Genomic DNA, 26355 nt, shown 5'->3' with positions numbered 1-26355 from the left:
GCGGGGAGAGGGTTCGAGACCCCTTGCCGGGTCTCGAACGAGGCGGCAGCCGAGGGTGAGGGGGTGCATCCGGAAAAGTCTCACACGGACGCGCCCCCTCACCGTCGCTTCGGCTGCGCCTCTCGCTCGCCGCCGGCACGACAAGGTGCCGGCGGCCCTCTCCCCGCAAGCGGGGAGAGGGGGATGCGCGCCCTCGGACCGCCCGACCACCCGAAGGCTTCTCAAGAACCGGTCGCTTCGTCCGCTTGTGTCGCCCCCTCCAGAAGCAAGCCTTCCCGCAAAGCGAACCGCGACCAATGCGGCCCCCGGCTGGTCGGACCCGCCTGCGGCCCTATCTGGAAAAATTCCAGACAAGCCACGCGGAGCCGCCCAGCATGAGCTTTCCCATCACGCTGACCGTGAACGGCGAATCCCGCCGCCTCGTCCTCGAGGATGCGCGGGTCACCCTCCTCGACGCCTTGCGCGAGCGCCTCGACCTCACCGGCTCGAAGAAGGGCTGCGACCGGGGCCAGTGCGGCGCCTGCACCATTCTCCTCGACGGGGTGCGGATCAACGCCTGCCTGGCGCTGGCCGTGAGCCACGACGGCGCGGCCATCACCACCATCGAGGGGCTGGCCGACGGGGACGTGCTGCACCCAGTCCAGGCCGCCTTCGTCGATCACGACGGCTTCCAGTGCGGCTTCTGCACGCCGGGCCAGATCATGAGCGCCGTGGGGCTGATCCGGGAGGGGCAGGCCGGCGACGATCCCGAGCGGGTGCGCGAGGGCATGAGCGGCAACCTGTGCCGCTGCGGCGCCTATGCGGGCATCACCGAGGCGGTGCTGGCGGCGCAGGCGGCCATGCACGCCCCCGATGTCCTGCCCGGCGGCCACCTGATCGAGGACGCGGCATGAACCGGTTCGACTATGTCCGTGCCGGCAGCGTTGCCGAGGCCGTGGCGGCCCACGGGGCCGGGGCGGCGTACCTGGCGTCGGGCACCAACCTCCTCGACCTGATGAAGGGCGGCGTCACCCGGCCCGAACGCCTCGTCGACATCTCTCGCATCTCCGGCCTCGACGCCATCGAGACCCTGCCGGACGGGGGCGTCCGCATCGGCGCCCTCGCGCGCAACGCGACCCTCGCCCACGATCCGGCCTTCGCCAAAGCCTATCCGGCCGTGGCCGAGGCCCTGCTGTCGGGCGCCTCGGCGCAGCTGCGCAACGCCGCCACCACCGCCGGCAACGTCCTGCAGCGCACCCGCTGCCAGTACTTCTACGACACGGCGAGCGCCTGCAACAAACGCCAGCCCGGCGCCGGCTGCGGGGCCCGCGGCGGCGCGACCCGCACCCATGCGATCTTGGGCTGGAGCGAAGCCTGCATCGCCACCCACCCGTCCGACTTCTGCGTGCCCCTGGCCGCCCTCGACGCGATCGTGGAGATCGAGGGCCCGGCCGGGCGCCGGGAGATTCCCCTGGCGGAGTTCCACCGCCTGCCCGGCGACACGCCGGAGCGCGAGACCGAGCTGGCGCCGGGCGAACTCATCGTCGCCGTCCGGCTCCCGCCCGACGCGAAAAAGTTCGCCGCCCATTCGCGCTACCTCAAGGTCCGCGAGCGCACCTCCTACGCCTTCGCGCTGGTCTCGGCGGCGGTGGGCCTGACCTTCGACGGGAATCGCATCGGACAGGCTCGCATCGCGCTGGGCAGCGTCGCCCTGAAGCCCTGGCGGGCGCGGGAGGCCGAAAGCCTTCTCGCGGGTCAGACGCCGAGCCCGGAGCTGTTCGTAAAAGCCGCCGACGCGGCCCTCGCGGGGGCGACGCCGTCCGGCGACAACGCCGCCAAGATCGAGCTCGCCCGCCGCATCGTCGTGCGGGCGCTCACCCTCGCGCAGGCCGGCACCCCGGCCCGCATCCCCGCGCTTCCCGCCAGCCCCTTCGCCGCCGCCCCTTCCGGAGCCCGACCATGAGCGAGCGCATGCGCCACGGCGCCTCCATCGGCCAGCCCCTGACCCGGCGCGACGGCCCCGCCAAGGTCACGGGCGCGGCCCGCTACAGCGCCGACTTCCACCCCGCGGGGATGCTCCACGCCGTCATGGCGGTGAGCGCCATCGCCCGCGGCAGGGTCGTCCACCTCGACGTGGCGGCGGCCGAGGCCCATCCGGGCGTCGTCGCCGTGATGACGCCGGAGAACGCGCCGACACTCGCCAAATCCCCCGACGAGAAGGACAACCCCTTCGCGTTCCGCCTCGACCTCCTGCAGAATTCCGGCGTCCGCTACGCCAACCAGCCCATCGGGGTGGTGATCGCGGACACGCTGGAGGCGGCGACCGAGGGCGCGGCCCTGCTCAGCCCTCGGTACGAGGCCGAGACGCCGGGCGTGGAACTCGGCGGGGGCGAGATTTTCGTGCCCGACAGCGTCGGCGCCGGCACCCCGACGCAGCAGGGCGCGGGCGACATCGAAGCCGGGTTCGCCGCCGCCGGGACCCGGATGGAGGCGACCTACGAGACGGCGGCGCAGTATCACAACGCGCTGGAACCCCACACCAGCGTGGCGCAGTGGGACGGCGACCGCCTCACCCTCCACACCCCGACCCAGGCCCTGTGGATCGCCAAGGGCCGCCTCGCCGGCCTGTTCGGGATTCCCGAAGGCAACGTCCACATCGTCAGCCACTATCTCGGCGGCGGTTTCGGCTCGAAGGGGTTCATTTCCTCCCCCCAGATCCTGGGGATCATGGCGGCCAGGCTCGTCGGGCGGCCGGTGAAGCTGGTGACCCGGCGCGAGCAGATGTTCGGCCCCGTCGGCCACCGGGCGTCGACCCGCCAGACCCTCAAGCTCGGCGCGAAAGCCGACGGCACCCTCACGGCCCTCGATCACCACACCCTGACCCTGACGAGCCGGCACGACGACTTCGTCGAGGCCTGCGGCCTCATCGCCCGCCACCTCTACGCGTCGGAGGCGATTTCCACGACCCACGCGGTCTCGCGTGCCGATATCGGCACCCCGATCTTCATGCGCGCCCCCGGCGAGGCCCCGGGCAGCGTCGCGGTGGAATCGGCCCTGGACGAACTCGCCCTCGCCCTCGACATGGACCCGTTGGACCTGCGCCTGAAGAACTACGCCGAGGTCGAGCCCATCACCCACCGGCCGTTCTCCTCAAAAGCCCTGCGCGAATGCTACGCGCAGGGGGCCGAGCGCTTCGGCTGGGGCAAGCGGCCGAAGCAGCCGCGCCAGATGCGGGACGAGGACGGCCTCCTCGTCGGCTGGGGCATGGGCACCGCCACCTATCCGGCCGGGATGATGCAGGGCGAGGCCCGCGCCACCATCCGGGCCGACGGCACGGCCCTGGTCGAGACCGCCGCCCAGGACATGGGCCAGGGCGCCTGGACCGTGCTCGCCCAGATCGCCGCCGACGGCCTCGGCCTCGACGGCGACCGGGTCGAGCTGCGCATCGGCGATTCGGACCTGCCCAACGGCGGGCTCGCCGGCGGCTCCACCGGCACGGCCACGTCGGGCAGCGCCGTGCACGCGGCGACGCAGGCGGCCCTCGCCCAGCTCGCGGACCTCGCCGTCGGCGACCGTGCCTCGCCCCTCTACGGCGCCGGCAATGCCGGCACCGTGGCGGAGGGCGGCCGCCTGGCGCGGCGCGACGACCCGACCCGCTCGGAAAGCTTTTCGGAGATTCTGGCGCGGGCCGGAAAAGACTCCGTCGAGGCCAAGGGCACGGGGGCGGGCGAACCGGCCTCGCGAAAAACCTACGCCATGCACGCGCACGGGGCGGTCTATGCCGAGGTGAAGGTCGATCCCGACCTTGGGCAAATCCGGGTGACGCGGCTGGTGGGCGCCTTCGCCGCCGGGCGCATCGTCAACCCGCGCCTCGTGCGGAGCCAGTATTACGGCGGCATGATCTGGGGCGTGTCCCTGGCGCTGCACGAGCACGCGGTGCTCGACACGCGGTCGGGCCGGGTGATGAACCCCAATCTCGCCGAGTACCACGTGCCGGTGAACGCCGACGTGCCGTCCCTGGAGGCGATCCTGGTGGAGGAGCACGACCCGCACGTGAACCCGCTCGGCATCAAGGGGGTCGGCGAGATCGGCATCACCGGCACGGCGGGCGCCATCGCCAACGCCGTGTGGCACGCCACGGGAACCCGCGTGCGCGACTTCCCCATCACCCTCGACAAACTGCTGGGCTGAGGGCAGCCTCGGGCCACGGCGTCGACGGCCTTCACGATCGCAGATGCGTTTGCCGAGCGCTCGAACAGCGAAGCACAGCGCTTCGAACAGTCGCAACGAGCTCCCTCTCCTGGAAGGCAGGGCGATCGCAGATGGGTCTTCTCGGCGCTCGAACAGGACACGAAGGGCTTCGAACACGCGCGACGGGCCCCCTCTCCTGTTTGGGAGAGGGTTGGGGTGAGGGTCGTGGACTCTCCGGAGATTTCGCACACCTCACCCTGTCCCTCTCCTTCCAGGAGAGGGGACCCGTGCTGTTCGCGCGTTGGGGGTGTGCCGTCACCCGGACGGAGACGGGGCCGGTCGCGGTTCGTCTGCGATCGCCCTGCCTGGAAGGAGAGGAGACCCGCACTTCCCGCGTGATGCGTCAGGCGTGGATGCGATCGCGAGCGGAACCCCCTTACTCATCCGAAGACGCGGGTCGAACCTGTCGAAACGGTGGCCGGCGACCTATCTCCCGGTCTCGCGGAACGACGACGGCAGGAAAGACCCCCATGGCCACGCCCGGAGACTGGAAGATCCCGACATCCGTGCAGCCCAGGGCCGCCGACTACGCCTTCGACCTCGCGCAGGCGCTCACCGCCATCGTCGCCCTCTCGACCCGGGTGCCCGACGAGGCCTTCACGGCAGAGACCCTGGGCACGGAGCGGGCCGGCAACGGGGTCGTCATCGGCGACGACGGCCTCGTCGTCACCATCGGCTACCTCGTCACCGAGGCCGACACCGTGTGGCTCACCACCCATGACGGCCGCTCGGTGCCGGGCCACGTCGTCGGCTACGATGCGGTGACGGGCTTCGGCCTCGTCCAGGCGCTGGGCACCCTCGGCCTGCCGTCCATGCCCCTGGGCCGCTCGGGCGGCGTCAAGATCGGCGACCGGGCCATCGTCGCCGGCGTCGGCGGGCGCCAGCGCAGCGTCGCCGTGGAGATCGTCGCCCGGCAGGAATTCGCCGGCTACTGGGAATACGTCCTCGACGAGGCCCTGTTCACCGCGCCCGCCCACCCGCATTGGGGCGGCGCCGCCCTCATCGGGGCGGCCGGCGAGTTGCTGGGGATCGGCTCGCTCCAGCTGCAGCAGGGCACGTCGGAGGGCCCGAAGACCATCAACATGATCGTGCCCATCGACCTCCTGACCCCGATCCTCGACGACCTCGTGACCCGGGGCCGGGCCGACCGGGCGCCGCGGCCGTGGCTCGGCCTCTACGCCAGCGACGGCGACGATGCCGTCGTGGTCATGGGGCTCGCCGACGACGGTCCGGCGGAGGCGGCGGATCTGCGCCCCGGCGACGTGGTCGCGGCCGTGGCCGGCGAGCCCGTGGCCGATCTCGCCGGCTTCTTCCGGCAGGTCTGGGCCCTCGGCGAGGCCGGGGTGCGGGTGCCCCTCACCATCCGCCGCGACGGCCAGACCATCAAGCTCGCGGTGACCTCGGCCAACCGCGAGCGCTTCCTGGTCTCGCCGCCCCTGCATTGATCCGGGCGGCGCGCGGGTCTATCCCGAGGCGATGACGGACACAGCAATCCACATCGTCGGCGGTGGCCTCGCGGGCTCGGAGGCCGCCTGGCAGATCGCCGAGGCCGGCCATCCGGTGGTGCTGCACGAGATGCGGCCCGTTCGCGGCACCGAGGCCCATCACGGCCAGGATCTGGCCGAGCTCGTCTGCTCGAACTCGTTCCGCTCCGACGACGCCAACGGCAACGCCGTGGGGCTGCTGCACCAGGAGATGCGCACCCTCGGCTCCCTGATCCTGACCTGCGCCGACGCCCATCAGGTGCCGGCCGGCGGGGCGCTCGCCGTCGACCGCAACGGTTTTGCCGCCGCCGTCACCGCCGCCCTGGAAGCGCATCCCCTGGTCACCCTCGTGCGCGAAGAGGTCGAAGGTCTGCCGCCGGAGGAATGGGGCCGGACCATCGTCGCCACCGGGCCGCTCACCGCCCCGTCCCTGGCGCAGGCCATCCGCGACCTGACGGGGGCCGAGTCCCTGGCGTTCTTCGACGCCATCGCGCCCATCGTCCACCGCGACTCCATCGACATGGACAAGGCGTGGTTCCAGTCGCGCTACGACAAGGTCGGCCCCGGCGGCACCGGCGCCGACTACATCAACTGCCCCCTGGACCGCGACCAGTACGACGCGTTCATCCAAGCTTTGGTCGACGGCGAAAAGATCGGGTTCAAGGAGTGGGAGGCGTCGACGCCGTACTTCGACGGCTGCCTGCCCATCGAGGTCATGGCCGAGCGCGGCCCCGAGACCCTGCGCCACGGCCCGATGAAGCCCGTGGGGCTGACCAACCCGCACAACCCGACGGTGAAGGCCTGCGCCATCGTCCAGCTGCGCCAGGACAACGCGCTCGGCACCCTCTACAACATGGTCGGATTCCAGACGAAGCTGACCTATTCCGAGCAGGTCCGGGTGTTCCGCACGATCCCCGGCCTCGAGAACGCCGAGTTCGCGCGCCTCGGCGGGCTCCACCGCAACACCTACCTCGACAGCCCCCGCCTCCTCGACGCGACCCTGCGCCTCAAGGCGCGGCCCTCGCTGCGCTTCGCCGGCCAGATCACCGGCTGCGAGGGCTACGTCGAGAGCGCCGCCATCGGCCTCATGGCCGGGCGCTTCGCCGTGGCCGAGGCCCAGGGGCGGACCCTGGCGCCGCTCCCCGCCACCACGGCCCTCGGCGCCCTCATCGGCCACATCACCGGCGGCCACATCGCGGCGGAGGATGCCGGCGCCCCGCGCTCGTTCCAGCCCATGAACGTGAATTTCGGCCTGTTCCCGCCCCTGGACCACGCCCCCAAGGGCGAGGCCGGCCAGCGCCTGCGCGGCCCGGAGAAGTCGGTCGCCAAGAAGAAGGCCCTGACCGACCGCGGCCGGGCGGACCTGGCGGCGTGGATCGGGGCGGACGCGGCGCGGATGGCGGCGGAGTAGCGGGCGTCCGCGCCCTGCCTCTCACGCCGGATCTGTACCGTCGGCCAAACATACGCCCAGGGCGCACAATTTTCTTGCGTCTTATGAGCCCTGGGCGTAGAAAAGCCCATGGAGTTCGACTGGCACGACGAGAAGTCGAACCGCAATCTCGTCGAGCGCGGGTTCGGCTTCGACTTCGCCGCCCTGATCTTCCTTGGACGCACGCTCCTCAAGTCCGACGACCGGCGGGATTACGGCGAGGTCCGTCAGAACGCCCTCGGGCAGATCGACGGCGATGTCTACCACGTCACCTTTACGGATCGCGGCTCCGTGCGATGGATCATCTCGGCCCGCCGCGCCAACCGCAGGGAGCGCCAAGTATGGCACGTATCAGCCTCGATCAACTTCGGATGAACCGTCCGCAGGTGAACCGCGAAACGATCGACGCCACGACCGAGGCCGATATCCGCCGCCACACCCGCGAGGACGGGGGCGACCCGGACGCCACGCCGACCGGGTATGTCCCCGCGCGCGCACCGGCCGACATCCGGAAGAAGCTCGGCGTCACCCAGCAACGGTTTGCCGATGCCCTCGGTGTCCCGGTGACGACCTACCGGAACTGGGAGCAGGGTCGGAAGGTGCCCGACCCGGCCGCGCGCTCCCTCCTCACCATCTTCGACCGGGAGCCCGAGGCCGCCATGCGTGCCCTGGGCATTGATCGGGATAGTCTTGGGATAGCGACGGCCGAGACTGATTGATCTCTCCAGATCGAGAGAGCGCGACGTGCTCCTCGAACTCCCAAAATCAATCAGGTTTCGGCTCATACGCAAAGATCCGCCGCCCGGGCCGGTGGCCCTCGTCGCCGGTGTCGCGAAACCCGACCTTGAGGAGCAGGCCGCGCGAGGCGGCGTTCTCCGGGCGGCATTCGGCGACGACGAAGCGGTGGGGGAAGCGCTGGCGCAGGAGGCCGATGGCGGCGGTCACGGCCTCGGCGCCGTAGCCCCGGCCCCGGGCCGACCCGCCGACCCAGTAGCCGAGCTCGACGGCGTGGTCGCCGCGCAGGTGCAGGCCGACGATGGCGACGAGGTCGCCGGAGTGCGAGTTGTCCCGGATCCTGGCACCGAGGAAGCAGTCGGTCTTCACCTTGGCCGGGCCAATGAGCTGGCGCGCATCCTTGAGGGTGAACGGATCGGGCAGGAACTCCACCGCGCTGGTGATCGCCGGGTCGTCGGTGAGCGCGCGCAGGGCCTCGGCATCGGCCGGCGCCAGGGCCGTGAGGCGCAGCCGCGCCGTCTCGACGGGGGGCAGGTTCGCGAGGCTGTAGCGCGAGGCGAGCTTACGAAAGAACATCGTCTTGGCGTCGGTCCCAGGTTGCTGCCCGACAAGGGGCGTCGCGGGCGGCATTGTCCAGCCCTGCCGGAGCCGAAAAGAGACCGAAGGCGAGTTTGAATCACGGGCGGCTCGGAGGGCCCGAAGACCTCTGCCATCGACTGCTCCATCGATTTCACGCCGGCTCCATGGGTGACAAACGGCTTGAGTCGCGGCAGTCCTCCCTTCATCCGAGGTCGTATCCCGCACCGCAGAGCGCCGGTCCGATGCCAACCCCGACATTCGTTCTCCAGGCGCTCGATCCCACGACCGGATCACCAAGGGTCGAGGCCGGCTTATGCATCGCAGACATCGCGGCGTTGCGGGCCGTCCTCGGCCTTGAGGGCATCGACAAACCCATCGGCCGAGCGACTTGCGCGGTCGAGCCTCACGCCCTGAAGGCACTCGGCGCGCTCTCGGATCCGCCCTTCGAGCCGGATCCGATCTTCACCCGGCTGGAGGCCTGGAGCGGCCTTCGCGCGGCGCCTTACCTCATCCATACGGGATACGAACTGCCGCTGATGCTGGAAGGCCGCAAACCGCTTGCCGTCTTCGGCGACGTTTACCCGTGTGATTGGCTCGAGATCTTGCTCGCACGCTTCGCGCCCTTTGTCCGCGAGGGCCGGATCGTTCGTCGGACGATCGATCATCCCTTTCCCGCGCCGGTGGGGCCAGCCAAGCTCCTCGGTATGCGTGATGTCTACTTTGCGCTTCCGAACGACGAATGGCGCATCTAGGCCTATCTTCGATGGTCGGAGAAAGCAGCTGGGAAGGGCTGGGACGTAGAGCTGGAGCGAGCACAAGGTTCGCTCCTCGGCTACGAGGACTGGCAGAATGACTGGTGGATCAGTCATCGGAGCGATCGGCGGTAAGATAGTCGAGACGCGTGCTTCGTCGTCCAAAAACGCGTCTCTTATCGCGCAAGTGGTAAAGCCCGCCCAGGCGTGACCGGGGCGGGCTGTCGTCGTTCATGCCGTGCGGCGCACCGCTATGGATGCGGCCGCAGCGGGCGCATTGGGCTTACGGGTGAATCACCATGGCGGTGAACGGGTAGACGTAGGCCTGGAGCATCACCAGCACGCCGACGAGGCAGGCGAGCACGATGGAGTGCCAGAACACGAAGCGCAGGATCTTGCTCTCCTGGCCGAAATACCCCGTGGCGGTGGAGGCGACGACGATGGACTGGGCGTCGATCATCTTGCCCATGACGCCGCCCGACGAGTTCGCCGAGGCCATGAGGATGCCCGACAGGCCGAGCTGCTCCGACGTGATCTTCTGCAGGCCTCCGAACAGGACGTTCGAGGCCGTGTCCGAACCGGTCAGGGCGACGCCGAGCCAGCCGAGCAGGGTGCCGAAGAACGGGTAGAGGATGCCGGTTCCCGCGAAGGCGAGACCGAGCGTGGCGTCGACGCCGGCGTAGCGGGTGAGCACGCCGAGCGCCAGCATCGCCGAGATGGTGATGAGCGAGTAGCGCAGGACCCAGATGGTCTCGATGTAGGCGGTCACGAGGCGCCACGGCGAGAACCGCATGAGCAGGCCCGAGAGGATGGCGGCGAACAGCACGCCGGTGCCGGTGTAGGACATGTAGGCGAACTTGAAGATCGCGGCTTCCGGATGGGCGGTCGCCACCACCGGCGGCACCTTCATGATGACGTTGTGCAGGCCCGGCACCGGATAGTTCCAGATGAAGATCGGGTCGACGATGTCCTTGAAGAACTTGGTGCCCCAGATCGCCACGATCACCGAGAGGATGATCCACGGCACCCAGGCCAGCAGGATCTCGGAGGAGGTGGCGGTGCGGGTGGCGGCGGCGGCCTTGGGGCCGTCCACGACGGTGACGTAGCCGATGGACGGATCGTTGCCGCGGAGCGCCGGCGAGGTCCAGATCACGGCCGGGCGCCAGAAGCGCAGGAACAGCACCAGGGCGCCCATGGAGACCAGCGCCGCACCGATGTCGACGATCCACGGGTTGACGTAGTTCGAGATGCCGAACTGGGCGAGCGCGAACGAGCCGCCGCAGACGAGGATGGCGGGCCAGATCTGCAGCATGCCGCGGAAGCCCGCGAACACGCAGATGAGCCAGAACGGCACCAGCACGGAGAAGAACGGCAGCTGGCGGCCGATCATCGCGCCGAGGATGTAGGGGTCGTAGCCCGTCACCGAGGCGAGGCCGGCGATGGGGGCGCCGAGCGCCCCGTAGGCCACGGGGGCGGTGTTGGCGATGAGCGACAGGCCCGAGGCGGCGAGCGGCGAGAAGCCCAGCCCGATGAGGATGGCGCCGGTGACGGCGACGGGGGTGCCGAAGCCGCCGGCGCCTTCGAAGAACGCCCCGAAGGCGAAGGCGACGAGGAGCAGCTGCAGGCGCCGGTCGGTGGTGATGCCCGCCACGGATTGCTGCAGGGTGGCGAACCAGCCCTTCTCCACCGTCAGGCGGTAGAGGAAGATGACGTTGAGGATGATCCAGCCGATGGGGAACAGGCCCAGCGCGATGCCGTAGCCGGAGGCGCGGGTGGCGAGGTCGGCGGGCATGCCGAACAGGAAGACGGCGACGCAGAAGGCCAGGACCAGGGAGAGGACGGCGGCGATGTGGGCCTTGACCTTGCCGCTGGCGATCATGCCGAGGAGGGCGATGACCGGCAGCGAGGCGGCCAGGGTCGAGAGCCAGGGGCTCCCGAACGGGTCATAGACCTGATTCCAGGTGGTGACGGTGTTCACGGCTGCGTCCTCCCAAGGCGACCCCGATCTCCCGCCGGGGTGTTGCCGACGTTGCTAGCAGACGCCCGGACCCGGCTCAACGCGGGTTAATGATGTATTCAGAGGCAGTTGCGGGCGGGACACCCCGGCCCGGCCCGGGGGCGGGACCGCCGCTTCGCCTGCCCCGGCGGGAAGGTTCCAAGCGTGGCCGGTCCTGCGTGATCATGGCGCAAGGGCGGAACAGGACCGGGCAGGCCCGGTTCCCCCGAGACGCCTTCCAGCCCGACCGGAGACCATCCCATGTTCATGCGCGTCGACAAACTCCAAGCCGAGCTTCCCGCGCCGAAGCGGAAAGATCCCAACGCGGCCGCGGCCCTGCAGGAACTGCTGGGCGGCAAGTACGGCGAGATGTCGACCCTGGGCAACTACATGTTCCAGAGCTTCAACTTCCGCAGCAAGTCGAAGCTGCGCCCGTTCTATAGCCTGGTGGCCGCCATCACGGCCGAGGAGCTCGGCCACGTCGAGCTCGTGAGCAACGGCGTCGCCATGCTCAACAACGGCCCCGACAACGACGGCGACAAGGGCGACGGCGGCGACATCTCGGGCGCGCCGTTCGAGGACATGAAGGACATCCGCCTCGCGGCGGCGTTCCTGTCGAACGGCGGCGGCGTGACGCCCGTCAATTCCAACGGCGCCTCGTGGAACAACGATTTCATCACCACCACGGGCAACGTGGTGGTCGACCTCCTGCACAACTTCCACCTCGAATGCGGCGCCCGCCTGCACAAGCTCCGGGTCTACGAGACCCTCACCGACCCGACGGGCCGCGAGGTCTGCGGTTACCTGCTCGTGCGCGGCTCGGTCCACGCCCACGCCTACGCCCTGGCGCTCAAGAAGATCACCGGCGTCGAGCTGGAAAAATTCCTGCCGACCCCGAACATCAACCTCGACAAGATCCCCGAGTGTCAGAAGTACCTGCAGGAGGGCTCGCACCGCCGGCTCTATACCTTCAGCCCGAACGACTACAAGGAGATGGCCGGCATCTGGGGCGACGGCGAGATGGCCCTGCCGGGCGATCCCCCGGGCGAACTCTCCGTGGTCGAGGGCATGCCCGACGGCGGCAAGATCCACCAGCTCACGGGCGTGCCCTCCGCCTTCACCCCGGATTACGCCCCCGAGGAGATGTTCGAGATCGCCAAGAAGCTGACCCTCAAGGCGCGCTGAAGCCAGGACGGCGCACCGAACGGGTGACGGATACGGGGCGGCTCCTTCGGGGCCGCCCTTTTCGCGTTCGCGGACCGGACCGCCGCCCTGGAGGCACCGATTTCGGTGCGCCGGCTCGTGCAATCCCCGGCGACGCGGACGACTTCGAAGACAGGCGACAGGATTTGCGAAACCTCATGCCGGGCGAATGCTGCCCTCGACAAACCACCGCATCGGCGGTCACCCATCCGGTCCAAACCGAAATCCAGCGCCGCCGATCCGAGTTCTCACGAACAGTGTTTCTAATCTTGCCATGAAACATCAAGACAAACCCGAATTCATCGGTTCTTTGCTTCACGGTTCCTTAAAATATCGCTCCGTATGGGTGAAGGCATGAAGTAATCGCGCTTCCGATGTGTCGATCGGAGGTCTTATGCAGGAACCCGGCATGTCGTTGGTGCAGAGAGCCGTGTTGTTCACGGTCGGCTTCCTTTCCCTCGGCCTCGTCCGCGCCGGCGCCCATGACCTCGACGCCCTCAAGGCCCAGTATCGGCGGCCGTCGGCGATTCCGTTCCCCGAGACCGCGCCGTTCTCGCCGCAGGTGGCGACGCTGGGCAAGATGCTGTTCTTCGATCCGCGCCTGAGCGGCAAGCAGAACCTCAGCTGCGCCAGCTGCCACAACCCGTCCTTCGGCTTCGAGGTCCCGGTTCCGGGCGCCATCGGGGCGACGAACAAGCCCCTCGCGCGAAAAGCCCCGACGGTGCTGAACGCCGCCTGGATTCCGATCCTGTTCTGGGACGGGCGCGCCCCCGACCTCGAGACCCAGGCCATGGGGCCGATCACGGCCGATGCCGAGATGGACGGCAAGTTCCCCGAGATCATCGCCCGCCTCAAGGGCACGCCGGACTACGCGGCGTGGTTCGGCCGGCTGTTTCCCGGGGTCGGCGTCACCCAGGACACCATCCTGACCGCCATCGCCACCTACGAGCGGACGGTGGTGTCGGGCTGGGCGCCGTTCGACCGCTGGGTCGAGGGCGACGCCGCGGCGATCTCGCCCGCGGCCCAGCGGGGTTTTGCAGTGTTCACCGGCAAGGGCGGCTGCGCGGCCTGCCACACGGGGTGGAACTTCACCGACAACCGCTTCCACGACCTCGGCCTCCCGACGAAGGATCCCGGCCGCGCCGCCTTCGAGCCCGACGCGCCCCTGGCGAAGCACGCCTTCAAGACGCCGGGCCTGCGCAACCTGACCTACCGCGCGCCCTTCGGCCATGCCGGCCAGTTCGCCAACCTCGAGGAGATCGTCGCCTTCTACGAGGGCGGCGGCCTGGCGCGGCCCTCGAAATCGCCGCTGATGCGGCCCCTCAGCCTCCGCCCCGAGGAGCGCACGGACCTCATCGCCTTCCTGCGCTCCCTGACGGCGGAGCAGACCCAGACCGCCCTGCCGAACCTGCCGAACTGAAGACTCCCCCGACCTGATTCCGAGACGGGACCGCGCCCCCACCATGTCGATCCGCTCCACGATCCTGCTTCCGCTCCTCGGCTTCATGGTCCTGGCGGGCCTCCTGTCCGGCGCCACCGGACTCATCGGCCTCGGCGCCGTGGACGATCTGGCGAGCCTCGCCGAGCGCACCACCGAGGCCAACGAGGTGAGCCGGGCGGCCCGCGACCGGTTCCGCCGGATGGAGGACCTGGTGGCGCGGGTGAGCGCCATGACCGACCTCCTCGACATGGCGCCCATCGCCGCCGAGTTCCGCGCGGCGGGCGACGGGCTGACGGCCCTGCTCGGGCGCCTGACGGACGCCGCCCTGTCCGAGCGGATGCGGGCCCTGTCCCGCAGCGCCGAGACGGAGGCGGGGCGGTGGCGCGGGGACGCGGAGATCCTCCTCGGCCTCCGGGCGGCCCGGGAGGTCCCGACCCTGGAGCGCATGACCCAGCAGGGCCGGCGCCTGCGGAGCCGCTTCGACGAGGCCGTGGCCCTCGCCGCCGAGGATGCTCGGGCCGGGATCGCGGCGACCCGCGCGGCGACGGCCCGGAAGCTGTGGGCGATGCTCGGCCTCGGGGCCGGCATGGTCCTCGCCGGGGCGGCCAAGGCCTGGTGGCTCGCCGGAACCCTGGCGCGGCCCCTGGTGCGGCTGACCGCCGACGCCACCCGCCTCGCCGGCGGGGACACGACCGTCGACCTCGCCGCCGCGACTCGCCGCGACGAGATCGGCGCCATCGCCCGGGCCGTGGTGGCGATCCGCGACATGTCCCTGGCGGAGGCGGCGCGGCAGCTCGAGACCACCGAGGCCGCGCGCCTGCGGGAGGAACAGGCCCGGCGCGCCCTCCTGCGCGACCTCGCCGACCGGTTCGAGCGCTCCGTCGGCGGGATCGTCGCCCATGTCGCCGAGGCGGTGACGGGCCTGCAGGGCGCGTCCGGCACCCTGCGGCAGGCCGTGGCGGGCACGGCGCAGCGCTCCACCAGCGCGGCGAGCGCCGCGCAGCTGACGGCCGGCAACGTCACCGCCGTGGCGGCGGCGGCCGACGACCTCGGCGCGACGGTGGGGGAGATCGGCCGGCGGGCGGCGCAGGCGTCGGGGATGTCGTCGACGGCCGTCGACGCCGCCTCCCGCACGGGGGAGACCATGGCGGCCCTGTCCCAGGCCGCGACCCGGATCGGCGACGTGGTCGGCCTGGTCTCGACCATCGCGGGCCAGACCAACCTCCTGGCGCTCAACGCCACCATCGAGGCGGCGCGGGCCGGCGAGGCCGGCCGGGGGTTCGCCGTCGTCGCCGCCGAGGTCAAGGAACTCGCCTCGCAGACGGCGCGGGCCACCGAGGAGATCGGCCGTCAGATCGCGGCGATCCAGGCGGCGACGGGCGGGGCGGCCGGGGCCATCGCCGACATCACGCAGCAGATCCACGCCATGAGCGGGGTGACGACGGGCATCGCCGGCGCCATCGCCGAGCAGGGCGCCACGACGCGGGAGATCGTGCGCCGCATGTCCGAGGCCTCGGCCGGGACCGACCGGGTCACCGCCGACATCGCCGAGGTCGCCCGGGCGGCGGAGGGCGCCGGCACCGTCGCCGCGGCCGTGGCCACGGCCGCCGACGCCCTGGCCGGCCAGTCGCGCACCCTGCACGCGGAGATCGAGCAGTTCCTCGGCAACGTCCGGGCCGCCTGAGCCGGGGCCGGCTCGGATCACTTCGGCTTGGATCACTTCGGATCGAGGGGTCGCTCCCCGCTCCCTCTCCTGAAAGGCTATCGGATTCACACATCCGCCCGGTGGCTGATATCGAGAGCCACAATGAGCCGGCATCAGGCGCGATAGGCCCCCTCTCTTGGAAGGAGAGGGTTGGGGTGAGGTGTGGGACATCTCCGAATAGGTCACACACCTCACCCTGTCCCTCTCCTTCCAGGAGAGGGGACCCGTGCCTCACCGCATCTTGCAGCGATCGGCCGGTTCAACCGAACTGCTTGGACGGCGACGGTACGACACGATTCTCCGGCCCATCGGCTCGGCCGGTCAGCCCGTCACCGCGCCACGGGGGTAAAGCGCGGGTCCCTCTCCTTTCCGGGGCGCCGCCCGCCTCACCGGGCCAGGACGCGGGCGGCCGCCTTCGTCGTGTCCACGGCCCGCGAGACGTCGCCGATCGAGGCCGCGATGGTCGTGACGTTCCGCGAGATGGCGCGGACGGCGTCGGCCGCCTCCTGCATGCTCGACGACATCTCGCGGGTCACCACGCTCTGCTCCTCGACGGCGGCGGACGTGCTCACGACGTAGTCCCGCATGGTCCCCACCGAGCCCTGGATCGTGCCGAGGGCGCCGACCACCTCGTCGGAGGCGGCCTGCACGCTGTCGATCTCCCGGGCGATCTGGTCCGTGGCCCGGGCGGCCTGGGCCGCGAGGTTCTTGACCTCCTGCGCCACCACGGCGAAGCCGCGCCCGGCCTCGCCGGCCCGGGCCGCCTCGATGGTGGCGTTGAGGGCCAGCAGGTTGATCTGGCTGGCGATGGTCTGGATCAGGGCCACGATGCCGGTCATGGCCGTCGCCGCCGTCGTCAGGCGCTGGGTCAGGGTGCCGGCCGCGTCGACCTGGGCGCGGGCCGCGTCCGTCGCCGTCCGGGCCTTGCTCATGCTGTGGGCGATCTCCTCGACGGAGGCGGCGAGTTCCTCGGCCGCCGCCGCCATGGTCTGCACGTTGCCCGCGGTGGTGCCGGCGGCCTGGGACGCGGCGCGCGACTCCTCGGACGAGTGCAGGACGGCCTGGTCGATGGCGCCGAAATTCCGCTCGATGAGCCGTTCGAGGTCGGCCAGGAGCGCGACCTGCGCGGTGATGTCGGTGGCGAACTTCACGACCCGGGTCGGCTGGCCCTCGGCATCGAGGATCGGGTTGTAGGACGCCTCGATCCAGACGGCGCGCCCGCCCTTGCCGAGGCGCTTGAACTGTCCGGTCTGGTGCTCGCCCCGGCGCAGACCGGCCCAGAAGGCGGCGTAGGCGGGGCTGTCGCGCAGGGTGGGTTCGACGAACAGGCTGTGGTGCTGCCCGGCGATCTCCTCCAGGGTGTAGCCGACGACGGCGAGAAAGTTCGCGTTGGCCTCCGTCACCCGGCCGTCGAGGTCGAAGGCGATGACCGCCTGCGCCTTGTCGATGGCCTCGATCTGCCCCTGCCGATCCGCGTCCCGTGCCGTCCGGTCGGTGATGTCGGTGGCGAACTTGACGATCTTGTAGGGCCGGCCCCGGGCATCGAGCATGGGGTTGTAGGACGCCTCGATCCAGACCTTGCGCCCGCCCTTGCCGATGCGTCCGAACTGCCCGGCCTGGAACGCGCCGCCCCGGAGCTTCTCCCAGAACGCGGCATAGGCCGGGCTGTCCCGGACCTCGGGCGCGACGAACAGGCTGTGATGCCGGCCCTCGACCTCGTCCGGACCGTAGCCGAGCACGGCCAGGAAGTTTTCGTTGGCGCGGAGGACGGTGCCGTCGAGATCGAATTCGATCACGCCCTGTGATCGCTCGATGGCGGCGATCTTCGCCGCCGCATCCGTTTTCGCGTTGTCCATCTTGTTGAAGAACATCTGAACCTGCCTTCATGGATATCCGACAGGCAACGCGGCAACAGACCGACACGATGTCTTGATCTGTTCTACCCAAGCGGATCAACGGACGTCACAATCGCCGATGGCCACTTAATACGATGTTTATTTTGCATCCAGACTCAACCAAAATGCGAAAATTGCGCACCAAAAGAGAGTCGCCGGAGGGCGACCGGTGCCCCCCCCGGCGCCGAGCGGGCGCAGGTCGGGCGATCGTCTCATCCGGTTTCGTCCGATCCGTTCGGGGGCTCATGCCGATCGCCGAGGGGCGAAGGGATGCGCAGCGGGGACTCCGCCTCTTCGGCAGCGGATTTCTGCGGCAGTTTCAGACCGCCACCCTCATCGGGGATCGCCCGGCCCGGAGGGCGACGAAGCCGGCCGCGACCGCTCGGTCTGTCGCGATCGGGAGACGGTACGGAGGCGCGCTGCCACACCCGGCCCCGTAGGGCCGCGGCGACCGGGATTCTTCAGGCCGCTCCCCGCGACGCCCGCCACAACCGCCACAACCGCCGCCAGCGCGGGATCTCGATCAGCGTGTTGAGCGGGTCGTAGCCCGGCCGTTCCATGGCGGCGAGGTAGGGTTCCACCAGGGCAACGGGGAGGAAGGCGGCCCGCGCCGCCGGGGCGATGGTGCCGCGGGCGGCCGCGTAGGCCGCGAGGTGGCGGCGGGCCAGGGCCCGGAGGTCGGCGCAGGCGCGCACGAGGCCGGGGCCGCCGCGGCCCGTCACCACGTCCTCGCGGGTGACGCCGTAGGTCTTGAGGATGTCGGCCGGGAGATAGACCTGTCCGCCGCGGGCGTGCCACGGCAGGGACCGCAGCAGGCCGGTGATGCCGTAGGCGACGCCGGCATGGCCGGCCGCCGCCGCGCCGCCGGGCTCGGCCCCGTCGCACAGGACGAGGCCGCCGAGGCGGATGAGGGCCGAGGCGGTCTCGCCGCAATAGCCCTCGAGGTCGTTCACCCGCGGCATCGGGTCGTCGTAGAGGTCGAAGACCCGGGCATCGATGAGGTCGACGAAGGGCTGGCGCCCGAGCTTGCGCCGGACGATGGCGTCGTCGAGGGCGGCGGCCACGGGGTTGGCCTTCACGTCGCCGCGGGCCTCGCCCTGGAGGGCGTCGCGCCACCATTGCAGGCGGATCTCGCCGGCCATGGGGTTGGACGCCGCCTCGCGGGTGCGGGCGATGGTGAGGCTGAAGGCGACGAGGGCGAACAGGTGCGGCCGGAACGCCGCCGGGGCGAACAGGGTGGCGAAGTAGCGGTCGGGGTCGCCCGCCTTCACCAGGGCCTCGCAATGCCCGAACGCGAAGGCGAGGCCGCCGGCCGTGCCGGGGCGGGTGTCCGTGTCGGTCATGCGACCGCCACCAGGGCGGCGGCGACCTTGCGGTTCTCGGCCATGAGGATGTTGTAGGTCCGCGCCGCCGCGCCCGTCTGCATCACGTCGAGGCCGATGCCGGCCTCCTTGAGCCAGCGCCGCAGGCCGTCGGGGAAGGGGGCGATGTCGAGGCCGGTGCCGACGAGGAGGAGCTCGATCCCCGCCCCCTCCGCCACCACGGGCCGGAGGGCATTGCGGTCGATGGCCTTCGCCTCCACCGGGTCCCAGGCGCGGATGCCCGAGGGCAGGATCAGGATCGAGCCGCGATGGGACATCTCGGCGAAGCGGAAGCCGCCATTGCCGTAGGCGTCGATGATGTGGCGGCCGGGAACGTAGCCGTCGTGGAGGCTGCCGGCTGCCATGCGCTACTCCGCCGCCTGCGGCACGCGCCCGCCCGGCCGGGCGGCCTGCGCCTTCACCCCCGAGAGCATGAGGCCGAGGTAGATCAGCACCGGCGTCGAGACGAAGATCGCCGAGTAGGTGCAGATGACGACGCCGGCCAGCATCACGATGGCGAAGCCCTTGATCGCCTCGCCGCCGAACAGCACCAGGGCCAGCAGCGACAGGAAGGCGGAGGTCGCCGTCATCACCGTGCGCGACATGGTGGAGTTGATGGAGAGGTTGAGGAGCTCGACGGTGGGGATCGTCTTGTAGCGGCGCATGAGCTCGCGGGTCCGGTCGAACACCACCACGGTCTCGTTGAGCGAGTAGCCCACGATGGTCAGGATCGCGGCGATCGAGGTCATGTTGAACTCGATGCGGGTGATGACGAAGATGCCGATGGTGAGCACGATGTCGTGGAGGGTGCCCACAATCGCCCCGAGGGCGAGTTCGCGCTCGAACCGGAACCACAGGTAGAACAGCACGGCGAGGACGGAGAGCACCACGCCGATGGTGCCGGACTGGACGAGTTCGCCCGAGACGCGCGGCCCCACGGTCTCCGTGCGGCGGAACTCGTAGTCGGCGTCGAAGGAGGCGTGGGCCTTCTGCATCACCGCCGTCTGGCCCTGCTCGCCGGCCTGGAGCGGGAACCGCACCAGGATGGTGCCCTGGCCGCCGAGCTCCTGCACCTCGGTCTCGCCGAAGCCGAACCCGTTGGCCGTATGGCGCACGGCGCCGACATCGGCCGTGCCGGATTTGGCCTGGAGCTCGACGAGGGTGCCGCCCTTGAAGTCGATGCCGAAGTTGAGGCCGACCGTGAGGAACAGGATCACGGTGGCGACCGACATGAACGCCGAGAGCGGGAAGGTGAACCGCCGGAAGCGCATGAAGTCGAAATGCGATTCGTCGGGCCAGAGGCGGAGCAGACGCATGATCGGTCTCGGATTCGTTTCAGGGCCGAACGGGAGTTCTTCTCAGAACGGCAAGGCCTTCGGCCGGGCGATGTTGTACCACAGGGCGATCATCATGCGGGTCAGGGTCACGGCGGTGATGACCGTGGTGAGGATGCCGAGGATGAACACGACGGCAAAGCCCTTCACCGGGCCGGAGCCGAGGAAGAACAGGATCAGGGCGGCGATGGCCATGGTCGAGTTCGAATCGATGATGGTGGCGAAGGCCTTGTCGAAGCCCGCCTGCAGGGCCGAGACGATGGAGCGGCCGGCCCGCACCTCCTCGCGCACGCGCTCGTAGATCAGCACGTTGGAATCCACCGCCGTGCCGATGGTGAGCACGATGCCGGCGATGCCGGGCAACGTCATGGTGGCTTCGAGCACCGACATCAGGCCGAGGATGAGGCCGACATGCACGATGAGGGCGATGTTGGCGAAGAAGCCGAACACGCCGTAGGTGGCGAACATGAACACGATGACCAGCGCCCCGGCGACGAGGGTCGCGAGCTTGCCGGCCTGGATCGAATCGCGGCCGAGGCCGGGGCCGACGACGCGGCGCTCGACCACGGTGAACTTCGCCGGCAGGGCGCCGGCGCGGAGCAGCACCGAGAGGTCGTTGGCCTGGGCCACGGTGAAGTTGCCGGTGATCTGGCCCGAGCCGCCGGTGATGGGCGTGTTGATGCGCGGCGCCGACACCACCTCGTTGTCGAGCACGATGGCCATGCGGCGGCCGACATTCTCGGCCGTGGCCTGGCCGAAGCGCTGGGCGCCCTTCAGGTTGAACTTGAAGCTGACCATCGGCTCCTGGGTCTGATGGTCGAAGGCCGGCTGGGCGTCGGTGAGGTCGCCGCCATCGGCCATGACCCGGCGCTCGACGGGGACCTTGGCGCCCTTCTCGTCCTTGGACGGCAGCAGGTCGACGTCGCCCGAGGGCGAGTCGGACAGCATGCGGAATTCGAGCTTGGCGGTGCTGCCCAGGAGCTTCTCGAGGCGCTCGGGGTTCTGCTCGCCCGGCACCTGGATCAGGATGCGGTCGGCGCCCTGCTGCTGGATCGACGGCTCGGTGGTGCCCGTGGAATCGAGGCGGCGGCGGATGACCTCGATGCCCTGGCTCACGGCGCGGCGGGTGCGCTCGGTGATGCCCGCATCGGTCAGGACGAGGCGGACGGCGCCGTCGGGTTGCTCGGTGATGTCGAGGGTGCGGCCGGCGCCCTGGCCGACGAGGGGGTTGGCGATGGGCTGGGCGAGCTCGCGCAGCTTCGGCAGCACCTTGGCCCGCGCCGCCGCGTCGGGGATGCGGATCTGGACGCCGCGCTGGAGGAGCTGGATGCCGCCCTCGGCCCGGGCCGATTCCTGCTGGAGGATGCGGCGGACGTCGTCGCGGAGCGCCTTCGCCTGCGAGGCGACGAGCTCGTTCTGGTCGACTTCGAGGAGGAGCTGCGAGCCGCCCTGCAGATCGAGGCCGAGGACGATGGCGCGGGTCGGCACGATCCAGCTCGGGAACCAGCCCGGCAGCCCCGCCATGAAGCCCTTGCGCTGATCGGCCGAGAAGAAGCTCGGCACGGCGAGGCTCAGGCCGATGAGGATGACGGCCAGCGTCGTGACGATCTTGGTTCGCGAAAAGCGCAGCATCCGCCGGTCCTGTGTCTCGATGGCGGGGCCGGCACGGGACGCCGGCCCCTCGGGCGTGGTCCTAGGCGGCCTTGACCGGGGCGCCCTTGACCCGGACCTCCGCGATCATGGTGCGGACGACCTTGACGCGGACGTTGGGCGCGATCTCGACCTCGATCTCCGAGGCGTCGTCGGCGACCTTGGTGACGCGGCCGACGATGCCGCCGGTGGTGACGACGGTGTCGTCGCGGCGCACGTTCTTGACCATGCTCTGATGCTCCTTCACGCGGCGCTGCTGCGGGCGGAGGATCAGGAAGTACATGATGACGAAGATGAGGACGAACGGCACCACCTGCAAGGCGATGTCCGCTCCGCCAGCGGCCGCGGCGGCCCCTTGCGCGAAGGCGGGGGTGATCAAGCGCGTGACTCCTCAAGGAAACGGCCCCGATCCCCTCGGGCGAGGGGGCGTGCGGGCCTGTCGAAAAAGCGCGCGGACTATAGCCACGGCCTAAGTGAAAGCAACGGCGTGGGCCTGGGGCGAAACGGTCCGGGGCGCAAGCCCCCTCCCCCCGCGACCCTGATTTTTCGAAGCCTTTCGCCTTGCGGAGTGCGTCACAGCTGGATCTCTACCCTCAGAGCGACGCGCGGGTGCTCCCTCTCCTGGAAGGCTATTGGATTCACACATCCGCCCGGTGGCTGATATCGAGAGCCGCAATGAGCCGGCATCAGGCGCGACAGGCCCCCTCTCCTGGAAGGAGAGGGTTGGGGTGAGGTGTGCGAACTCTCCGAATAAGTCCCACACCTCACCCTGTCCCTCTCCTTCCAGGAGAGGGGACCCGAGCATCCCGCGAGATGTGTGAATGCCGTAGCCTGGAAGGAGAGGGGACCCGCGCCGCCTCCGGAATTCCTCCGGCGAAAAGCGTTTCGGACGGCGATCCGCCCGCACCGACTGGTGTAAGAGGATGCGCGCCCGCCCGGAGACATCCCATGACCACGCCCGCCGACCCGGCCCCGCACGAACCCCTTCACCCCGATCTGCTGCCCGTGCTGGAGCGCATCGCCGCCGCCCTGGAGCGGGCCGCCCCCCCGGCCCGGCCGGTGGTGGACGTCACGGCGGCCGACGCCTTCCTGTGGGGGCCCGAGCGCCGGCTGATCCCGGTGCCCCGCGTCAACCGCGTCGCCATCGGCCTGCTCACGGGCATCGACCGGGCCCGCGACACCCTGTCCGAGAACACCCGGCGCTTCGCCGCCGGCCTGCCGGCCAACAACGCCCTGCTGTGGGGCGCCCGCGGCATGGGCAAGTCGTCCCTGGTCAAGGCCGTGCACGCCGAGATCAACGCGGAGCGCGGCGACGCCCTTCCCCTGAAACTCGTGGAGATCCACCGCGAGGACATCGAGGCCCTGCCCGACCTCATGGCGACCCTGCGGGGCGATGGGCACCGCTGGATCGTGTTCTGCGACGACCTGTCGTTCGACGGCGACGACACCTCGTACAAGTCCCTCAAGACGGCGCTGGACGGCGGCATCGAGGGCCGGCCCGACAACGTGCTGTTCTACGCCACCTCCAACCGCCGGCACCTGCTCGCCCGCGACATGGTCGAGAACGAGCGCTCCACGGCCATCAACCCCGGCGAGGCCGTGGAGGAGAAGGTGTCCCTGTCCGACCGCTTCGGCCTGTGGCTCGGCTTCCACAAGTGCAGCCAGGACGAGTACCTCGCCATGGTCCGCGCCTACGTCGCCCGCCACGGCCTGACCGCCGACCCCGACACCGTCCGGGCCGAGGCCCTGGAATGGGCCACCACCCGCGGCTCGCGCTCGGGCCGCACGGCGTTCCAGTACATCCAGGACCTGGCGGGGCGGCTGGGGCAGCGGCTGGCGTGAGCCGGCGCCCCTATCGGTCCCCCCGTATCGGACCGTCACACCGATGTGCGATACCGTGCGGATGAAACCCGTCCGCCTCTGCGTCCACGCCATCGATGCCGCCTCGGCGATCACCGATTCCGCGATGATCGCGACGGTGGATGCCGCCCTCGACGTGCTCGAGGCGTCCTGCTCCACGCCGACGGAGCGGATCCTGGCCCTGGAGCGGGTCCACGGGACGTTCGCACGGCGGCGCCGGAGCCAGGCCACGGCGCCGTTCGGCCGCTTCATCGCCCACCACCTCGACCTGCGCCAGAACCGCCTCCTGACCCGGTCCTGATCGGTCGCGCGGCGCCCCGGACGGCGGCGTTCGCGGAGGGGTGGCGCGCCCGCGAGCGTCGAACGGACCCTTCGCCCCCCGCCATCATCGATCGGCGGCCCGGCCGTCCGCGCGGGGTCACCCGTGACCGGTTCGGACAGCTTACGGGGCGAACAGGCCGGCGCCGCCGCAACTTTCGCCGCGATGGATGGCGTGCCGCCGGAGCACCACAAGAACTTCATCGCCATTCAGGATGAAAATCCTCAAGTTGTGCACAATCGAACTTCTCGAATTCGCACAAACCCATCAATTGATGGAATATTGTCTTAAAAACGATCAGTACTTCGCGATGATTCATTGCAACTTAAAGTGATTTCGGCATGTTAGGTCTTCAATAGAAGGCTGAAAAACATGGGTGACGACAAGAAATTCGGTGCCATGGTCGATGCCTGTCTCAGGGCGAATGCCGCCGTCGTCGAGACCGGTACGCCGGCCATGATCGCCATGACGCGCGCCCTCCTGTGGCAACTCGGACAGGAAGCCGCGCAACGGGACGCGCGCGCCGAAGACGCGGCGCGCCACGCCCCGAGAATCGCGTGTGCGAAGTGAGGTCGCGGGATCGGCGAGGCCGGAGGGGGCTTGGCGTGCCTCACGAAACGCCCGAGCCCGGCGGGTTCGCGCCCGTGGACGCCACGGCGCAGCGGGCGTTTGGGACGGACCCCGATGCGGCGCTTGACGCGTGTCCCTAGGCCGCTTTCGAAGGCGGAATCTGTGCCGCGATCGTCCGCGCATACGTCAGGACTTTTGCACGGTCCTGAATATTATCGATGGACAGCCATAGCTTCAGCAGTTCCGAGGTCTGATCCAACTCATTCAACGATTCCTCAAGAAAAAATTCCGTCGAGCAGCCGAGTTCCGCCGCAATACGACTGATTATTTCCCGACATCTTTTATTATCGTTGTTCGTTTCCGCAATGTGCTTCATCTGCCGAAACCAGGTTTATCGCTGAAAATCTCAGAACAATTCGGTCGCCACTTTCGGCTTACGCCCAATATTTATAATACGGAATGCGTCATAAGAAAAGGAGTGAAAGCGGCGAGACCAAGTCGAGGACGATGAATCTTGTACGTTACCGTACATCGGACGGAGCCGTTCCGCCGAAATTCGCACGCTCCCGCTGCGGAGCAGGGCGATCGCAGATGGGTTTTCTCGACGCTCGAACAGACCCAAGAGGCTTCGAACACCCGCGACGGGCCCCTCTCCTGTTTGGGAGAGGGTTGGGGTGAGGGTCGTGGACTCTCCGGAAAAGTCCCACACCTCACCCTGTCCCTCTCCTTCCGGGCAGGGCGATCGCAGATGCGTTTTCTCGGCGCTCGATCAGAGAAGCACGGCGCTTCGAACGGTCGCGACGGGCTCCCTCTCCTGGAAGGAGAGGGTTGGGGTGAGGTGTGGGACCTTTCCGGAGAGTTCGCACACCTCACCCTGTCCCTCTCCTTTCAGGAGAGGGGACCCGCGCTAACCGCCCGATGGGTGAATGCGGTAGCCCGGAAGGAGACGGGGCCGGTCATGGCTCATCTGCGATCGCGCTGCCTTTCAGGAGAGGAAGTCTGGCGCGGTCATGCGAAGCTCTACGCCCCCTCGTCCGCGCACCGGGAAAACTCCAGATGCCATCGCCCTGCCCGCGGACGATGGGCAGCGGCCTCGTGTGCCGGATCGTGCCGATGGGGTTCGCGATCCTGCTCCGCCCCGCATCCGGGGCTCGGGATCGCGTTCGAGGTCGAGCGGCCGTCCGATTCGCCAAACGCAAAAAAGCCCGGCCGCCACAGGGGCGACCGGGCCTTAACGGTTCGGGCGCGACGACGCCGCGGACCCGGTCGAAAAAATCAATCCTTCAGGTCGGCCGGGACCTTGCCGCCGTTCTCTTCGAGCTTCTTGATCACCTGCTTGTGCAGCCAGACGTTCATGGAGGCGGAATCCTCCTTGTCGCCGGTGTAGTGGAGCTCGTCGGCGAGCTGCTTGCGGGCGGTGAGGCTCGAGTCGAGGTCGAGGAGCTTCATCAGGTCGACGATGGAGGTGCGCCAGTTGAGGCTCTGGCCGTTCTTGGCGGCCATGCCGTTCAGCACCTCCTCGACGTCGACGGAGCCGGCCGCGACGGACCCGCCCGTGGCCGTGCCGGTCGAGGCGGGGGCATCGGAGCTGCCGGTGGAGGCCGGGGCGTCGGCGGGCTTGGCCTGGGCGTCGCCGCCTCCGAAGGGGTGGAGGATCTTGCTGACGATGCTGCCGAGGAGGCTCATGGTACGGTATCCCGATTCTGGTGCCGCCGCCGGCCCGGTGGCCGCGGCGGGGGGATAACGGGGGCCGACCGCTCGCGTTCCCGTGACCGGCGCCCGGGACCCGCGCGGTCCGCGGCAGAACCGCCC

Annotated in this window: 24 protein-coding genes; 14 read left to right on the top strand and 10 right to left on the bottom strand. The window is 69.7% G+C overall.

Going from position 1 to position 26355, the window contains the following annotated elements:
- Window positions 1-374: 374 nt before the first annotated feature.
- The 7 genes from FV218_RS11790 (at window position 375) to FV218_RS11760 (ending at window position 7862) form a co-directional block, all read left to right on the top strand.
- Window positions 375-893 carry a (2Fe-2S)-binding protein gene (locus FV218_RS11790; protein ID WP_147709842.1) on the top strand — a complete coding sequence of 173 codons (519 nt, stop codon included), beginning with the start codon at window positions 375-377 and terminating at the stop codon, window positions 891-893.
- Window positions 890-1942, top strand: a complete 1053-nt coding sequence (locus FV218_RS11785; RefSeq protein ID WP_147709841.1) for a xanthine dehydrogenase family protein subunit M — start codon at window positions 890-892, stop codon at window positions 1940-1942. Before FV218_RS11790 ends, FV218_RS11785 begins: the two co-directional genes overlap by 4 nt.
- The gene (locus tag FV218_RS11780; RefSeq protein ID WP_246685083.1) at window positions 1939-4170 is read left to right on the top strand and encodes a xanthine dehydrogenase family protein molybdopterin-binding subunit; all 2232 of its coding nucleotides are present in this window, start codon (window positions 1939-1941) and stop codon (window positions 4168-4170) included. The genes FV218_RS11785 and FV218_RS11780 overlap by 4 nt, the downstream gene beginning before the upstream one ends.
- 530 nt (window positions 4171-4700) lie before the next feature.
- On the top strand, window positions 4701-5675 hold the full coding sequence (locus FV218_RS11775) for a S1C family serine protease (RefSeq protein WP_056096233.1): 975 nt from the start codon (window positions 4701-4703) through the stop codon (window positions 5673-5675).
- 31 nt (window positions 5676-5706) lie between these two features.
- Window positions 5707-7125 carry a methylenetetrahydrofolate--tRNA-(uracil(54)-C(5))-methyltransferase (FADH(2)-oxidizing) TrmFO gene (gene trmFO, locus FV218_RS11770; RefSeq protein ID WP_147709840.1) on the top strand — a complete coding sequence of 473 codons (1419 nt, stop codon included), beginning with the start codon at window positions 5707-5709 and terminating at the stop codon, window positions 7123-7125.
- 108 nt (window positions 7126-7233) lie between these two features.
- Window positions 7234-7518: a BrnT family toxin gene (locus FV218_RS11765; protein ID WP_147709839.1), complete on the top strand. Its 285-nt coding sequence runs from the start codon at window positions 7234-7236 to the stop codon at window positions 7516-7518.
- Window positions 7485-7862, top strand: coding sequence for a helix-turn-helix domain-containing protein (locus tag FV218_RS11760; protein WP_210246117.1), 378 nt, complete (start codon window positions 7485-7487; stop codon window positions 7860-7862). The genes FV218_RS11765 and FV218_RS11760 overlap by 34 nt, the downstream gene beginning before the upstream one ends.
- 46 nt (window positions 7863-7908) lie before the next feature.
- Here the strand turns inward: FV218_RS11760 and FV218_RS11755 are convergent, their stop codons facing one another.
- Window positions 7909-8454 carry a GNAT family N-acetyltransferase gene (locus FV218_RS11755; protein WP_147709838.1) on the bottom strand — a complete coding sequence of 182 codons (546 nt, stop codon included), beginning with the start codon at window positions 8452-8454 and terminating at the stop codon, window positions 7909-7911.
- A 245-nt stretch (window positions 8455-8699) separates the two neighbouring features.
- Here FV218_RS11755 and FV218_RS11750 point away from each other — a divergent pair, with 245 nt between their 5' ends.
- On the top strand, window positions 8700-9209 hold the full coding sequence (locus FV218_RS11750) for a hypothetical protein (protein ID WP_246685082.1): 510 nt from the start codon (window positions 8700-8702) through the stop codon (window positions 9207-9209).
- 283 nt (window positions 9210-9492) lie between these two features.
- Here FV218_RS11750 and FV218_RS11745 read toward each other — a convergent pair whose 3' ends face one another.
- Window positions 9493-11187 (bottom strand): L-lactate permease, encoded by a 1695-nt coding sequence (locus FV218_RS11745; RefSeq protein ID WP_056096215.1) that lies wholly within the window; start codon window positions 11185-11187, stop codon window positions 9493-9495.
- A 279-nt stretch (window positions 11188-11466) separates the two neighbouring features.
- Here FV218_RS11745 and FV218_RS11740 point away from each other — a divergent pair, with 279 nt between their 5' ends.
- The 3 genes from FV218_RS11740 (at window position 11467) to FV218_RS11730 (ending at window position 15533) form a co-directional block, all read left to right on the top strand.
- On the top strand, window positions 11467-12390 hold the full coding sequence (locus FV218_RS11740) for a manganese catalase family protein (protein ID WP_056096212.1): 924 nt from the start codon (window positions 11467-11469) through the stop codon (window positions 12388-12390).
- 448 nt (window positions 12391-12838) lie between these two features.
- Window positions 12839-13828, top strand: a complete 990-nt coding sequence (locus FV218_RS11735; protein WP_246685081.1) for a cytochrome c peroxidase — start codon at window positions 12839-12841, stop codon at window positions 13826-13828.
- A gap of 43 nt (window positions 13829-13871) precedes the next feature.
- Window positions 13872-15533, top strand: a complete 1662-nt coding sequence (locus FV218_RS11730; protein ID WP_147709836.1) for a methyl-accepting chemotaxis protein — start codon at window positions 13872-13874, stop codon at window positions 15531-15533.
- Window positions 15534-15940: 407 nt separating this feature from the next.
- On the opposite strand, the gene FV218_RS11725 is transcribed toward FV218_RS11730, so the two are convergent.
- The 6 genes from FV218_RS11725 to yajC form a co-directional block, all read right to left on the bottom strand.
- On the bottom strand, window positions 15941-17425 hold the full coding sequence (locus FV218_RS11725) for a PAS domain-containing methyl-accepting chemotaxis protein (RefSeq protein ID WP_147709835.1): 1485 nt from the start codon (window positions 17423-17425) through the stop codon (window positions 15941-15943).
- A gap of 485 nt (window positions 17426-17910) precedes the next feature.
- A complete protein-coding gene (locus FV218_RS11720) occupies window positions 17911-18792 on the bottom strand; it encodes a phytoene/squalene synthase family protein (RefSeq protein WP_147709834.1) in 882 nt (293 codons plus the stop codon).
- The gene (locus FV218_RS11715) at window positions 18789-19175 is read right to left on the bottom strand and encodes an MTH938/NDUFAF3 family protein (RefSeq protein ID WP_056096202.1); all 387 of its coding nucleotides are present in this window, start codon (window positions 19173-19175) and stop codon (window positions 18789-18791) included. The genes FV218_RS11720 and FV218_RS11715 overlap by 4 nt, the downstream gene beginning before the upstream one ends.
- Before the next feature lie 3 nt (window positions 19176-19178).
- Window positions 19179-20126 carry a protein translocase subunit SecF gene (secF, locus tag FV218_RS11710; RefSeq protein ID WP_056096199.1) on the bottom strand — a complete coding sequence of 316 codons (948 nt, stop codon included), beginning with the start codon at window positions 20124-20126 and terminating at the stop codon, window positions 19179-19181.
- A 42-nt stretch (window positions 20127-20168) separates the two neighbouring features.
- The gene (gene secD / locus FV218_RS11705) at window positions 20169-21776 is read right to left on the bottom strand and encodes a protein translocase subunit SecD (protein WP_147709833.1); all 1608 of its coding nucleotides are present in this window, start codon (window positions 21774-21776) and stop codon (window positions 20169-20171) included.
- A 61-nt stretch (window positions 21777-21837) separates the two neighbouring features.
- Window positions 21838-22173, bottom strand: a complete 336-nt coding sequence (yajC, locus tag FV218_RS11700; RefSeq protein ID WP_056096195.1) for a preprotein translocase subunit YajC — start codon at window positions 22171-22173, stop codon at window positions 21838-21840.
- 569 nt (window positions 22174-22742) lie between these two features.
- Here yajC and FV218_RS11695 point away from each other — a divergent pair.
- The 3 genes from FV218_RS11695 (at window position 22743) to FV218_RS11680 (ending at window position 24543) form a co-directional block, all read left to right on the top strand.
- Window positions 22743-23636: an ATP-binding protein gene (locus FV218_RS11695; RefSeq protein ID WP_147709832.1), complete on the top strand. Its 894-nt coding sequence runs from the start codon at window positions 22743-22745 to the stop codon at window positions 23634-23636.
- Between the two features lie 61 nt (window positions 23637-23697).
- On the top strand, window positions 23698-23955 hold the full coding sequence (locus tag FV218_RS11690; RefSeq protein ID WP_187273032.1) for a hypothetical protein: 258 nt from the start codon (window positions 23698-23700) through the stop codon (window positions 23953-23955).
- Window positions 23956-24345: 390 nt separating this feature from the next.
- Window positions 24346-24543 (top strand): hypothetical protein, encoded by a 198-nt coding sequence (locus FV218_RS11680; RefSeq protein ID WP_147709829.1) that lies wholly within the window; start codon window positions 24346-24348, stop codon window positions 24541-24543.
- Window positions 24544-24679: 136 nt separating this feature from the next.
- Here FV218_RS11680 and FV218_RS11675 read toward each other — a convergent pair whose 3' ends face one another.
- Complete coding sequence (locus tag FV218_RS11675) at window positions 24680-24919, bottom strand: hypothetical protein (protein ID WP_147709828.1); 240 nt, start codon at window positions 24917-24919, stop codon at window positions 24680-24682.
- Between the two features lie 899 nt (window positions 24920-25818).
- Entirely contained in the window at window positions 25819-26229 is a 411-nt protein-coding gene (locus tag FV218_RS11670; RefSeq protein ID WP_056096183.1) for a DUF3597 domain-containing protein, read from the bottom strand.
- Between the last annotated feature and the right edge of the window lie 126 nt (window positions 26230-26355).

The organism is Methylobacterium sp. WL69 (assembly GCF_008039485.1).
Taxonomy (GTDB): Bacteria; Pseudomonadota; Alphaproteobacteria; order Rhizobiales; family Beijerinckiaceae; genus Methylobacterium.
Note: the sequence above shows the minus strand (reverse complement) of the source record. Positions and strands in the feature narration are given on the sequence as shown.

Coding starts and splice junctions, on each gene's coding strand:
- FV218_RS11790 (WP_147709842.1), top strand. CDS start 375: ATGAGCTTTCCCATCACGCTGACCGTGAACGGCGAATCCCGCCGCCTC.
- FV218_RS11785 (WP_147709841.1), top strand. CDS start 890: ATGAACCGGTTCGACTATGTCCGTGCCGGCAGCGTTGCCGAGGCCGTG.
- FV218_RS11780 (WP_246685083.1), top strand. CDS start 1,939: ATGAGCGAGCGCATGCGCCACGGCGCCTCCATCGGCCAGCCCCTGACC.
- FV218_RS11775 (WP_056096233.1), top strand. CDS start 4,701: ATGGCCACGCCCGGAGACTGGAAGATCCCGACATCCGTGCAGCCCAGG.
- trmFO (WP_147709840.1), top strand. CDS start 5,707: ATGACGGACACAGCAATCCACATCGTCGGCGGTGGCCTCGCGGGCTCG.
- FV218_RS11765 (WP_147709839.1), top strand. CDS start 7,234: ATGGAGTTCGACTGGCACGACGAGAAGTCGAACCGCAATCTCGTCGAG.
- FV218_RS11760 (WP_210246117.1), top strand. CDS start 7,485: ATGGCACGTATCAGCCTCGATCAACTTCGGATGAACCGTCCGCAGGTG.
- FV218_RS11755 (WP_147709838.1), bottom strand. CDS start 8,454: ATGTTCTTTCGTAAGCTCGCCTCGCGCTACAGCCTCGCGAACCTGCCC.
- FV218_RS11750 (WP_246685082.1), top strand. CDS start 8,700: ATGCCAACCCCGACATTCGTTCTCCAGGCGCTCGATCCCACGACCGGA.
- FV218_RS11740 (WP_056096212.1), top strand. CDS start 11,467: ATGTTCATGCGCGTCGACAAACTCCAAGCCGAGCTTCCCGCGCCGAAG.
- FV218_RS11730 (WP_147709836.1), top strand. CDS start 13,872: ATGTCGATCCGCTCCACGATCCTGCTTCCGCTCCTCGGCTTCATGGTC.
- FV218_RS11725 (WP_147709835.1), bottom strand. CDS start 17,425: ATGTTCTTCAACAAGATGGACAACGCGAAAACGGATGCGGCGGCGAAG.
- FV218_RS11720 (WP_147709834.1), bottom strand. CDS start 18,792: ATGACCGACACGGACACCCGCCCCGGCACGGCCGGCGGCCTCGCCTTC.
- FV218_RS11715 (WP_056096202.1), bottom strand. CDS start 19,175: ATGGCAGCCGGCAGCCTCCACGACGGCTACGTTCCCGGCCGCCACATC.
- secF (WP_056096199.1), bottom strand. CDS start 20,126: ATGCGTCTGCTCCGCCTCTGGCCCGACGAATCGCATTTCGACTTCATG.
- secD (WP_147709833.1), bottom strand. CDS start 21,776: ATGCTGCGCTTTTCGCGAACCAAGATCGTCACGACGCTGGCCGTCATC.
- FV218_RS11695 (WP_147709832.1), top strand. CDS start 22,743: ATGACCACGCCCGCCGACCCGGCCCCGCACGAACCCCTTCACCCCGAT.
- FV218_RS11690 (WP_187273032.1), top strand. CDS start 23,698: ATGAAACCCGTCCGCCTCTGCGTCCACGCCATCGATGCCGCCTCGGCG.
- FV218_RS11680 (WP_147709829.1), top strand. CDS start 24,346: ATGGGTGACGACAAGAAATTCGGTGCCATGGTCGATGCCTGTCTCAGG.
- FV218_RS11675 (WP_147709828.1), bottom strand. CDS start 24,919: ATGAAGCACATTGCGGAAACGAACAACGATAATAAAAGATGTCGGGAA.
- FV218_RS11670 (WP_056096183.1), bottom strand. CDS start 26,229: ATGAGCCTCCTCGGCAGCATCGTCAGCAAGATCCTCCACCCCTTCGGA.